Origin of the sequence: Butyricicoccus porcorum (genome assembly GCF_002157465.1) — a bacterium.
In the GTDB taxonomy this organism is placed as follows: domain Bacteria; phylum Bacillota; class Clostridia; order Oscillospirales; family Butyricicoccaceae; genus Butyricicoccus_A; species Butyricicoccus_A porcorum.
The window spans coordinates 168,666-181,465 of sequence record NZ_NHOC01000001.1 but is presented as its reverse complement, the minus strand read 5'-3'; the positions used below and the strand labels follow the sequence as shown (position 1 = coordinate 181,465).

General features: G+C 56.4%; 7 protein-coding genes. All 7 read left to right on the top strand.

Going from position 1 to position 12,800, the window contains the following annotated elements; genetic code table 11:
* Positions 1-305: 305 nt before the first annotated feature.
* The 7 genes from CBW42_RS00885 to CBW42_RS00850 all read left to right on the top strand — a co-directional run bounded on the left by CBW42_RS00885 (position 306) and on the right by CBW42_RS00850 (position 12,655).
* The gene (locus CBW42_RS00885) at positions 306-749 is read left to right on the top strand and encodes an ACT domain-containing protein (RefSeq protein ID WP_087016821.1); all 444 of its coding nucleotides are present in this window, start codon (positions 306-308) and stop codon (positions 747-749) included.
* 32 nt (positions 750-781) lie between these two features.
* Positions 782-1,996 (top strand): homoserine dehydrogenase, encoded by a 1,215-nt coding sequence (locus tag CBW42_RS00880; RefSeq protein ID WP_087016819.1) that lies wholly within the window; start codon positions 782-784, stop codon positions 1,994-1,996.
* A 7-nt stretch (positions 1,997-2,003) separates the two neighbouring features.
* A complete protein-coding gene (gene thrB, locus CBW42_RS00875; protein ID WP_242969749.1) occupies positions 2,004-2,897 on the top strand; it encodes a homoserine kinase in 894 nt (297 codons plus the stop codon).
* Positions 2,898-3,009: 112 nt separating this feature from the next.
* Positions 3,010-4,215, top strand: a complete 1,206-nt coding sequence (locus CBW42_RS00870) for an aspartate kinase (protein ID WP_087016815.1) — start codon at positions 3,010-3,012, stop codon at positions 4,213-4,215.
* Positions 4,216-4,554: 339 nt separating this feature from the next.
* On the top strand, positions 4,555-5,358 hold the full coding sequence (gene rlmB, locus CBW42_RS00860) for a 23S rRNA (guanosine(2251)-2'-O)-methyltransferase RlmB (RefSeq protein WP_087016811.1): 804 nt from the start codon (positions 4,555-4,557) through the stop codon (positions 5,356-5,358).
* The gene (locus tag CBW42_RS00855) at positions 5,351-10,309 is read left to right on the top strand and encodes a hypothetical protein (protein WP_087016809.1); all 4,959 of its coding nucleotides are present in this window, start codon (positions 5,351-5,353) and stop codon (positions 10,307-10,309) included. The genes rlmB and CBW42_RS00855 overlap by 8 nt, the downstream gene beginning before the upstream one ends.
* A gap of 285 nt (positions 10,310-10,594) precedes the next feature.
* A complete protein-coding gene (locus CBW42_RS00850) occupies positions 10,595-12,655 on the top strand; it encodes an elongation factor G (RefSeq protein WP_087016807.1) in 2,061 nt (686 codons plus the stop codon).
* Positions 12,656-12,800 lie beyond the last annotated feature (145 nt).

The following is a 12,800-nucleotide window of genomic DNA, read 5'->3' as shown; positions in this document are numbered from 1 at the left end:
GAGGTGCGGACTTTTCCGCGGCCCCTGCGGTATGTGGAATGGAAAAAGAAATAACAGCATAAAAACAGACGGCTCCTTCCGCTCCGGCGTAGGGAGCCGGTTTCATACCGTGTGCGGGAAATCAGAAATTGTTCCCGGAAAGTACATTCTGTCGTGATTTCTCCAAAAAACATCGACTTTTTACGGGAAAAAGGGTTGCAATGCCTTCGTCTTTTGTGGTATGATATCGTTGCTGCACAAAAACAAATGTTTTTCAGAGAAAGACACGGCGGAGTGAAACCCGTCACGAAAGGAGCCGCAGGCAATTGGAACAGCAGCCGAAATATTATATTGTGGAAGCATCCCTGCTGCCGGAGGTATTTCTCAAGGTCGCGCAGGCAAACCGCTGTCTGCAAAGCGGGGAGATCCGCACCGTCGGCGAAGCCACCCAGAAGGTCGGACTCAGCCGCAGCGCATATTATAAATATAAGGACGGCATCAAGCCGCTGTTTGAAGCGGCAACACAGAGCATCATCACGTTCAGTCTGATGGTTTCTGACCGGGCAGGCGTGCTGTCCGGCATTCTGTCGGTATTTGCCCGTTCGGGGGCGAATATCCTGACCATCAACCAGTCCATCCCCGTCAACGGGCAGGCTGCCGTGACCATCGCCGCGCGCACCGGCGGCATGGATCGTTCGGTCGAACAGCTGATGGCAGAAATTATGTCGATTTCCGGTGTCGCCCGCATGGAGATTCTGGCAAGAGAGTGACCGTCTGTTGACAAAAAAGGAGGAAAACCACGATGTTTAAGGCCGCAATTATGGGATTCGGCACAGTGGGTTCCGGCGTATATGAGGTGCTCGACCGCAATGCGGACGTAGTTGCCAAAAATGCGCGGGATGCCATTGAAGTAAAATATATCCTCGATCTGAGGGATTTCCCGGATGCACCGCATCAGGAGAAATTTATCAAGGATTTTTCTATCATTGAAAATGACCCGGAGGTCAGCATTGTCGCGGAGACAATGGGCGGCAAGGGCGCAGCATATGAATTTACCAAGCGCTGCCTGCTTGCCGGAAAGCATGTTGTCACCTCCAACAAGGAGCTCGTCGCCACGCATGGCGCGGAGCTGCTCAATATTGCAAAGGAGAGCGGCGTCAATTATATGTTTGAGGCATCTGTCGGCGGCGGTATCCCGATCATCCGCCCGATGCTGCAATGCCTGACGGCAAACCATATGACGCATGTCACCGGCATTCTCAACGGCACAACCAACTACATCCTGACCCGTATGATTGACGCGGGCCTGACCTTTGAAACCGCGCTGAAGGAAGCGCAGGAGAAGGGCTATGCCGAGGCAAATCCGGCAGCGGATGTAGACGGCATTGACGCCTGCCGCAAAATCTGCATTCTGTCCGACATCGCCTATGGCGACCACATCCATCCGGAATATGTCGAGACCGAAGGCATTTCCAAAATTACGCTGGAGGATGTCAGCTATGCCGCACAGGCGGATTGCGTGGTCAAGCTGCTCGGCCGTGCCGTACTCAATGAGGACGGCAGCATTTATGCCTTTGTCGCACCGCATCTGGTCTCCAAAAAGAGCCCGCTGGCGGATGTCGATGACGTATTCAATGCGATTCTCATCACCGGCGACATGCTGGGTGATGCCATGTTCTATGGACAGGGTGCCGGTAAGCTGGCAACCGCTTCCGCTGTTGTCGCGGATATCATCGACTGTGCCCGCCACAATGAGCACCGCCGCATGGTCAGCTGGGGCGATGGCAGCAAAAACCTGGTGCGCCCGCTGGACAGCTTTGCATCCCGCTGGTATGTCCGCCTGGAGGGTGCAGATGCGGCAAAGCGCCTGATTGATACCTTCCCGGGCTGCGATATGCTCAAGGCCGCAAAGACCGGCGAAGAGGCTGCCTGCATCACGGCAGAATGCACAACGGCAGAAATGAAGGAGAAGGCTGCGGCACTCGGTTCGGTAACCGGCTGCATGCGCCTGCTGTAACCTGCTGATGATTACTGTAACTGTCCCCGCAACGAGCGCAAATATGGGCCCGGGCTTCGATTCGATTGGCATTGCGCTCAATCTCTATAACCGCTTTTCTATGGAGGAATGCGACTGCATCGACATTTCCGCCACGGGAGGCGAACGCATTCCGAATGATGAGACCAATCTGGTTTACCAGTGCGCCAAGCGCGTTTATGACATCTGCGGCAAGCCGATGCCCGGCCTGCGGCTGATTGAGGATTGCAGCATTCCGCAGACACGCGGACTCGGTTCCTCCTCTGCCTGCACGGTTGCCGGATTGCTGGGTGCCAATGCACTGCTCGGCGGCCCGCTGCATCAGGAAAACATCATTGATCTCGCGGCAGCCATCGAAGGACATCCGGACAACTCTACGCCGGCCATTCTCGGCGGCTTTTGTACCGCATTGCTGGAATATGGCAAGGTGTGGAGCGTGCGCGTCCCGATTGCGGACAAAGTGGATTTTGTCGCATTCATCCCGAACTTTGAGCTGTCCACCGAAAAGGCGCGCGGCGCGCTGCCCAAAACCATCCCGCATCACGACGCCGTCTTCAATCTGTCGCGTGCGGCACTGCTGACCGGCTCGCTGGTCACAGGTGACCTGCATAACCTGCGTGTTGCGGTCGGCGACTGCCTGCATCAGCCGTATCGCTTCGGCCTGATTCCGAACGGCGAAGAGGTTGTGCGCAGTGCAAAGGGACTGGGCGCCCTCGGCGCATTCCTGTCCGGTGCAGGCCCGACCATCATTACGATGGTCGACAAGGAGGATAAAACCTATTACAGCCGTGCCTGCATGTATTTTGCCGACCGTTTCCCTGACTGGACACCGGTGCTGCTGGCATGTGATGAGGTCGGCGCAACCGTCACACAGACGGAATAATTTCATTTGTCAGAAACCCTGTGTGTATGGCAGAGGTATGCAACGCACACAGCGTTCTATAGAATCCCGACCCGCGCGCGGCGCGGGAAAACCGATAGGAGGAACACAGCACATGGCTTTAATTGTGCAGAAATTCGGCGGTACGTCGGTTGCGAACACCGAGCGTATTTTCAATGTTGCCGATATTGTAACCAAGACGGCACAGGCTGGAAATCAGGTTGTTGTTGTCGTATCCGCACAGGGCGACACCACCGATGATTTCATTGAAAAGGCCGCAGAAATCACAGATAACCCGCCGGCACGTGAAATGGATGTCCTGCTGAGCGCAGGCGAACAGATTTCCATGGCTCTGCTGGCAATGGCGATCAATAAGCTCGGCTTCCATGCAACCAGCCTGACCGGCTGGCAGGCTGGCATCAAGACCGACCTGAACTATGGCTCGTCCCGCATCCGCACCGTCAGACCGGAGCGTATCCAGAGCCTGCTCGACAGAAACCGCATTGTTATCGTCGCAGGTTTCCAGGGCATCAACAGCCACGACAGCATTACGACGCTCGGCCGCGGCGGTTCGGACACGACAGCTGTTGCGATTGCGGCAGCACTGCATGCAGATCTGTGCCAGATTTATACCGACGTTGACGGCGTATATACCGCTGACCCGCGTGTTGTTCCGGGCGCAAAGAAGCTCGATGAAATCACATACGACGAAATGCTGGAGCTTGCGACGCTGGGCGCACAGGTTCTGCACAACCGTTCGGTTGAAATGGCGAAGAAATACAACATTGACCTTGAGGTTGTCTCCAGCCTCACGAGAAATCCCGGAACCAAAGTCAAGGAGGTTACTTCTGTGGAAAAGATGATTATCAGCGGTGTTGCCTGCGATAAGGACGTAGCCCGCATTGCCGTTATGGGCCTGCCGGATGAGCCGGGGAAGGCATTCCGTCTGTTCTCCCTGCTGGCAAAGAACAAGATCAACATTGACATTATCCTTCAGTCCATCGGACGCAACAACACCAAGGATATCAGCTTCACTGTATCCAGAGGCCAGCTGGATGAGACTGTCCGTCTGCTCGAGGAGAACAAGGACAAGCTGCATTGCGACAGCATCACCTATGAGTCCAAGATTGCAAAGGTCTCCATCGTCGGCGCAGGTATGGCATCCAACTCCGGCGTTGCTGCGAAGATGTTCGAGGCACTGTCCAATGCACAGATCAACATCCGCATGATTTCCACCTCTGAAATCAAGATTTCCGTCCTGATTGATGAGGAGGACGCACAGCGCGCTGTCCGTGCCGTACACGACAAGTTCTTCGATTGATTTTTTCTACATCGCTTGATCCGGCTTCCCAGCAAACGGGAAGCCGGTTTTTTGTGCGGAAAAATATGGTACACTGTCGGGGCGGATGAAAAATGAGCACAATCTTCAAACAGATTGCAAAGAGCGCATGCGCGAGGGCGAAATCCATCGAATCTACGAATATGACAGCTGAACCGGCGGACAGGCAGGCGCATGGATTGCACCCGCTTTTTTCGTGCCCGTTCGACATTCCCGCGGAAAATACCGGAAACCGCAAGGAACTTTGTTTTTTTGCTGTCAGGCACAGCGGATTTGTGTTATACTGATATCATCTGAAATTGACGGTATGGAGAAGATCGCATGAGCCAAAAAAACAAGAAAACTTATCAGAAACGCCCGGCGCGTGAGGAAGAACGTGAAACCACGCTGTATGAGGGCAGAAATGCGGTCATGGAGCTGCTTCGCGCAGGCAGGACCGTGGATAAATTGTTCGTCGCACCTGACCAGAATGGGCGCATGGCGGATATCATTGCCCTGGCAAAAAAGTCCGGTGCAGTTGTCACACAGGTTGACCGGCGCAAACTGGACGCGATGAGCGAAACCGGCGTGCATCAGGGCGTCATCGCACAGGCGGCGGCACATGAATATGTATCGATAGATGATATTTTGCAGGTCGCACGCGACCGCGGGGAACAGCCGCTGATTTTGGTGTGTGACGGCCTGACTGACCCACATAATCTGGGTGCAGTCATCCGCTCAGCCGAAACCGCAGGTGCCCACGGTGTGGTTATTCCGAAACGCCGTTCGGTCGGCCTGACGGCAACTGCTGCAAAGGCATCTGCCGGAGCAATTGAACACATCGGTGTGGCGCGTGTTACCAATCTTGCCGCTGCCATTGATGAACTCAAGGAAAATGGCGTGTGGGTGTTCGGTGCAGATGCAGGCGGTGACAAGCAGCTGTATGAAGCGGATTTTGCAGGTGCAGCGGCAATTGTCATCGGTTCGGAGGGCAATGGTCTGAGCCGCATTGTACATGATAAATGTGATTTTATCGTGAGCATCCCGATGAAGGGCAAGGTAAATTCACTCAATGCATCCGCCGCCGCCGCGGTGCTGCTGTATGAGGCAGTCCGGCAGCGGCTTGGGGAGGAACGTCATGGATGATCTGGATCTGGAAAAATTAAAACAGGAACTGGATGATGTTTCCGGCGGCAGCCGGTATGATGTTGAAGATATCATGCGGGAAGCCGGTGCATCTGAGCCGGAACAGGATAAGGAATCACTGGAACAGCTGATGCAGCGCTTTGGCATTCGTGTGGATGAACCGCAGCCCGCTGCCCCAGTACAGACAAAAGCAACCGGACATGCTGCCCCTGTTACAGAGGATGAGATGCCGAAGCTGCCGGAAACAGAAGACCTTTCTGCCCTGTTTCGTGCGGCGGAGCAGACACAGGATGTCATTGACCAGCAGAATGAGCTTGCAGCCGATGCGCAGGGTGAACCGGAACAGCCTGACCCGCTGGAGGAACAGGAGGATGTTTTTGCCCGGCTGTTTAACCAGCTCGGACAGATTGAACAGGATCCGGTCGATATGGTATTTTCCAAACCGGAAGGACATACACAGACAGAATTTATTGACCCGCGCACGGAAATGCTGGAAGAACCGGAGGAGGAGCCGGATTTGATGGCGCGTCTGTTTGACAATCCTCCGGTATCGCAGACGGAACCGGACGAAGCACCGTCCTATGAATCGGAGACGACGGAACCGGAGGAGGAACAGACGGTACATATCGATGCGGAATCCACCGTGCATTGGGAAATGCCGGAAACGATAGCAAACGATGCGGAGTTGTTTACCTCTGCGGTTGGACGCACGCAGGTACTGGAAGACGTCGAGCCGGAACCGGTTGAAGAAGCCGAGCCGGACGAAGAACCGGAGGAAAAGCCGGAAAAGAAGGGCTTCTGGTCGAAGTGGTTCGGCGCGGACGACGAAGACGATGAAACCGACGCGGACGAAGATGCAGAAGAACAACCTTCTGATGCAGAACCGACCGAGGTGTTCGAACCGGTAGACGAACAGGAAACGCAGGTGCTGGAAGACGTCGAGCCGGAACCGGTTGAAGAAGCTCAGCCGGACGAACAACCGGAAGCGCCCAAAACAGAACCGGAGGAAAAGCCGGAAAAGAAGGGCTTCTGGTCGAAGTGGTTCGGCGCGGACGATAATGACGCGGACGACGAAGACGATGAAACCGACGCGGACGAAGATGCAGAAGAACAACCTTCTGATGCAGAACCGACCGAGGTGTTCGAACCGGTAGACGAACAGGAAACGCAGGTGCTGGAAGACGTCGAGCCGGAACCGGTTGAAGAAGCTCAGCCGGACGAACAACCGGAAGCGCCCAAAACAGAACCGGAGGAAAAGCCGGAAAAGAAGGGCTTCTGGTCGAAGTGGTTCGGCGCGGACGATAATGACGCGGACGACGAAGACGATGAAACCGACGCGGACGAAGATGCAGAAGAACAACCTTCTGATGCAGAACCGACCGAGGTGTTCGAGCCGGTAGACGAACAGGAAACGCAGGTACTGGAAGACGTCGAGCCGGAACCGGTTGAAGAAGCCGAGCCGGACGAAGAACCGGAGGAAAAGCCGGAAAAGAAGGGCTTCTGGTCGAAGTGGTTCGGCGCGGACGACGAAGACGATGAAACCGACGCGGACGAAGATGCAGAAGAACAACCTTCTGATGCAGAACCGACCGAGGTGTTCGAGCCGGTAGACGAACAGGCAACGCAGGTGCTGGAAGACGTCGCGCCGGAACCGGTTGAAGAAGCCGAGCCGGACGAAGAACCGGAGGAAAAGCCGGAAAAGAAAGGCTTCTGGTCGAAGTGGTTCGGCGCGGACGATGATGACGCGGACGACGAAGACGATGAAACCGACGCGGACGAAGATGCAGAAGAACAACCTTCTGATGCGGAACCGACCAAGGTGTTCGAACCGGTAGACGAACAGGAAACGCAGGTGCTGGAAGACGTCGAGCCGGAACCGGTTGAAGAAGCCGAGCCGGACGAAGAACCGGAGGAAAAGCCGGAAAAGAAAGGCTTCTGGTCGAAGTGGTTCGGCGCGGACGATGATGACGCGGACGACGAAGACGATGAAACCGACGCGGACGAAGATGCAGAAGAACAACCTTCTGATGCAGAACCGACCGAGGTGTTCGAGCCGGTAGACGAACAGGAAACGCAGGTACTGGAAGACGTCGAGCCGGAACCGGTTGAAGAAGCCGAGCCGGACGAACAACCGGAAACGCCAAAAACAGAACCGGAAGATGCCGAGACGGTTGAACTTCCGGAGGAAGAGGCTGCACCGGACAACTGGAAAGCAGAGGAGCCGGAGAACATCACCGCACCGGAGGAAGTTTATTTCGAGCCGGAACCGGATGAAATCGAGGACGAACCGCAACAAGAGCCGCAGGAGGAACCGGAAGATGCCGGTGTGGCGGCCTTTGCAGAGGCAATGGCACAGGAAGAAGCCGTCGGTGCGACGGAGGAAACACCGGAGCCGCCGCGGCGCCCGCAGCCGGAGGATATTCCGGTTATCAGCGAAGAGGAGCTGGCGGAATTCCTGTCCGGCGTAGAGCAGGAACCGGAAGAGCCGATTACCAGCTTTGAACAGATTCTGCGCGAGGGCGGCATGCCGCCGGAGCCGTCTGAATCGAAACCGCAGAAGCTCTCATTGGAAGAATTCCCGGAAGAGGAAACCACCGTATATGTTGATATTCCCGTGAGGGGAAAAAGGGAACCGCAGGCACATGAGCCGGAGCTGTTTGATGCGGAAGCGGAGCTGGAAACGAAAGCCACAGATACAGAAGCAAAAACGGAGAAACCGGCATCCGCAGCAAAGGCTGCTGTAAAACCGGCATCGAAGGTGAAAAAACGCCCGAAGCCGGAGCCTGATCCCGAATGGCTGGGGCTGCCGCTGGAAGAACTGTGCAAAACAGCCCCCGCACTCGAAGAGCTGCGGCGGGAAGGCCCGGTTATGCAGCGTGAGGTTGCGCGACAGCGCGAATGGATTATGGAACGCCATCGCGCTTATATGGAAGCACGGCATCCTGCTCCGAAGCAGGAGGAACCGGAAGAGGAAGAAGCCCCGGAGGACACGGAACCGTCTGCCATTGATGCGGCAGGCGAGCTGCGTGCCCTGCTGGAGCAGGAACAGAGCGAAGAAGGAAGCGGCGCGGTTTTTAACGATGGGTCGGACGGTACACCGGAAACGGAGCCGGCCGACCGGGAAGAAGAACGGACAGAGCCGGAAGAAACAGCGGAGCCGGAACCGGTGGAGCAGCCACAGGAGCCTCTGCCGGAAATTCCGGATATGCCCGAGCAGGCAGAACCGGCAGAGCAGCCGGAACCACAGGTGCGCCGCAAAGCGGCACAGGTGTCTGCAAGTCGGAAGCCTGCGAACAAGCGGGCTGTTTGGCCGAAGGAAGAGGTACCACGTGATTTGCGCAAGGCGGCGGGCAGCTGGAAGCAGCGCGCCCGGGTACAGGCACAACGCTCCATCGTGGTGGCTGTGCTCACCGTCATCGCAGTTTATCTCTCCTGCGCGGCGGATTTTTCACTGCCGCTGCCCGCTTCGATGGATTATGTGGACAGCCCCAGAGTGGTGCTGATTTCGCTTATTGTATTGCAGCTGGTTGCCATGGTGGCGGCGTTTGACGTCATCAAAGACGGCATATTGTCTGTCGTACATCTCAGCCCGAATTTTTCCACACTGGTGGATTTGGCACTGGTGCTCAATTTGGTACACTGTATTGTCCGCCTGATCTGGGATGGAGAGGAAATGCCGTATACCTGTGCGGCCATGCTGGCACTGTTTGCCCAGATGCGCGCGCGTGTGTCCGATGCGCGCACACGGCATTATGTCTATAAGGTCGCGGTAAGTACCCCGCAGCCGGTCGGCATTTACTGCCGGGATGGAGACCTGAAGCACATTGTCAAAACGCGGATGGCGGATACGGCGCCGTTTGTCCGACAAACCGTGCAGCCTGACCGCGGCAGGCAGCTGGAGAGCATTCTGATGGTTCTGGCAGTTGTGATATCGATTGTGCTGTCCGGAATTGTCTGTGTGTCCACCGGAGATGCCGGACGCCTGATCTATGTGCTGGCGGCGACGATGACCGGTGCATGCCAGGTCGCGCTGCTGTCGGCGGTGTCGATGGGGCGCTGCAATGCGGCACGCCATATGATGAAGGGCGGCACGGCACTGGATGGGATGCGCGGTGCGTCGGCACTGTCCGCTGCGGAGGCGGTCGTGCTGACAGATGATGACCTGTTCCCGGCGGGCTCAGTCGCACTGGAGCGGCTGGAGCTGCGCAGCCAGCTGAATGACGCGACTGCACTGGCGTATGCGGCAGCGCTTGCAGGCGATTCCTCCCTCGGGCATATGCTCGCAGAGGAGGTGCGCGCCCGCTATGGCGCACCGCTCGTGGCACACCATGTCGTGCGCTATACCGGCGGCGGGATCAGCGGCCAGATCGGCGGTCTGGAGATCCTGCTCGGCGGCGTGGACTTTATGGCGGAGCGCGGCATTCTGGCGGGCGAGGTGCCGGAAAATGGTCTGGTTCTCGCCGTGGAGGGCGAGGTCGCCGCAGTGCTGGCTGTGGACTATCAGGTTCCGGCGGTGCTGTTCAATGCCATGCAGGTGCTGACCGAACGCCATATCCGCATTCTGCTGCATACGCGCAACCATCAGGTTACGCCGCAGCTGGTGGAACGACTGTATGGTCTGCATGAGGGCACAGTCCTGCTGCCGGAGCTGGAGACCGACCGTGCGCTGCGCAGCCCGCGCTATGTGGCGGGCGGCACGCTGTGCGGCATCATGCTGCGCGACGGTCTGGTACCGTTTGCCGACTGCGTTTCGACCGCGCAGGGACAGAACCGGCTGTCGGCTGTCGGCGCAGTCATCGGCATCGGCGCGGCGCTCATCTGCATGCTGCTGATGGCGTATCTGTGCTATGTCTTTGTTCCGACTGATGCGCGTCCGATTCGCGTGCTGCTGTATACGATTTTGTGCTTTGTGCCCATTTTCTTCCTGGAAAGCGGCGTCGGGCGCGACTGAAAACGACACAAGGAGCGGAATTCCGGCAGGAATCTCCGCTCCCTGTTTTTTTGCCGTTTTTGATAGAAATGTGCAAAAAAAGCACAAATATATGATATAAAGAGAAACAATGTGAGAAAAATGCAGAAAATACGCACATAAACTGGGCAAAATATCCCATGCTCAGCGGCACGCTTAGAAAGATTTCACAATTTTTTGTTTGCAATAGCGGATAAAATAGTATATAATTACGAACAGAGGCGGTCGGATGACCGCTGGAAAACCCTTGTAAGGAGAGTGGAATCGTTGAACGTATATTCTGTAGATAAAATCCGCAATGTCTGCGTGATGGGGCATGGTGGAGATGGCAAGACCTCTCTGATTGAGAGCATGCTTTATATGACGAAGGCAACCGATCGCATGGGAAAGATTGCAGACGGAAACACTGTTTGTGATTACGATCCGGAGGAGATCCGCAGAAAATTCTCGATTTCCACCACCGTTGCGCCGGTTGAATATGGCGGCTGTAAGATCAACATGCTGGACACCCCGGGCTTCTTCGATTTCGAGGGCGAGGTGCTGAGCGCACTGCGCGTGTGTGAATCCGGTCTGATTGTTGTCCCGGGCAAATCCGGTCCGAGCGTCGGAACGGAAAAGGCATGGAAGCGTCTGGCGGACGCGGGCAAGCCGTGCATGTTCTACATTTCCAAGATTGATGAGGAGCATTCCGATTATTATACCTCGCTGCACAAGCTGCAAAAGGCGTTCGGCCCGAGTGTCTGCCCGATCGTTGTACCGATTTTTGAGGGCAACCGCGAGACCGTCGGCGTTGTCGACTGCGTTGTCCGCAAGGCATACCGCATGGAAGGCAATGAGCGCGTTGAAATTCCGATTCCGGAGAACATGGTTGAGCGCGTTGACCAGCACCGCGCCGCGCTGTGCGAGAACGTTGCAGAACTGTCCGAGGATCTGATGGAGCGCTATTTCGCAGGCGAGGAATTCTCTGACGAAGAGCTGATTGCAGGCCTGCGTCAGGGCGTGCTGGAGCGCGTTATCATTCCGACCTTCTGCGGCACCGTTGCCACTGGCATCGGTACGATTGCACTGCTCAAGGGCATCTGTGATTATATGCCGTCGCCTGACCAGGGCGCCGTTGAGGTCTGCGAGGAGGGCGACGATCTGGTAGAGATTGCCTGCAATCCGAACGGCACGCCGTGTGCCTTTGTATTTAAGACCACTGCGGATCAGTATGGCCGCTTCAGTTATTTCAAGGTCGTTGCCGGCTCGGTCAAGCAGGATATGACCCTGCTCAACCACCGCATGGACGGCATCGAGAAAATCGGTCATATCTATTCCATCTGCGGCAAGAAGAGCACAGAGGTCAAGGAAATCACCTGCGGCGATATCGGCGCGGTTTCCAAGCTCGCAACCACCAAGACGGGCGATACGCTCTCCATGAGCGTCCGCGCGGTCAATCTGGACGGCATTCCGTTTGCTCCGGCATGCTATTCGCAGGCCATTTCGCCGAAGACCAAGGGCGGCGAGGAAAAAATTGCCGCAGGTCTGGCCAGACTGGCGGATGAAGACCCGACCTTTACGTTTACCGTCAATAAGGAAACCCATCAGAGCATCCTGAGCGGTTCGGGCGATATCCATCTGGATGTCATCTGCTCCAAGCTCAAGAGCCGCTTCGGCGCGGAGGCAGTGCTGTCCGCACCGATCGTGCCGTACCGCGAGAAGATTCGCAAGAAGGTCACCGTCGAAGGCAAACATAAGAAACAGTCCGGCGGCCATGGTCAGTATGGACATGTCAAGATGGAGTTCTCCCCGTATCCGGACGGCGATTTCCTGTTTGAAGAGCATATCTTCGGCGGTTCCGTCCCGAAGAACTTCCATCCGGCCGTGGAAAAGGGCATCCGTGAAGCCATGGAGCACGGCGTTCTCGCCGGTTACCCGATGGTCGGCCTGAAGGCAGACCTGCTCGACGGTTCGTATCATGACGTCGATTCCAACGAGCTTTCGTTTAAGATGGCGGCAAAGCTGGCCTATAAGGCAGGCATCCCGCAGGCAAACCCGGTTATCATGGAGCCGATCTGCTCGATGAAGGTTTACATCCCGGATTCCTACATGGGCGATGTTATTGGCGATATCAACAAGCGCCGCGGCCGCATCATGGGCATGAACCCGACCGATGACGGTCAGGAAATTGTCGCAGAAGTGCCGATGGCGGAAATCAGCGATTACGCGATTACGCTGCGTTCCATGACGCAGGGCAGAGGCTCGTTTGTCTCCCAGTTTGAGCGCTACGAGGACGCACCTCCGGCGGTTCAGGAGAAGGTTATTGCCGCTGCGCAGGCAGACGCATAAAAAACATACAGACAGAGCAAGCCCCGCCGCAGACGGATTCTGCGGCGGGGCTTCTGGTTCGCACGGGTTTTTACTTGGAAAATGGGAAAAGGCACCTCAGACCGGCTGAGGTGCCTTTTCGCTGTATTTGGAATGGTATGGAATA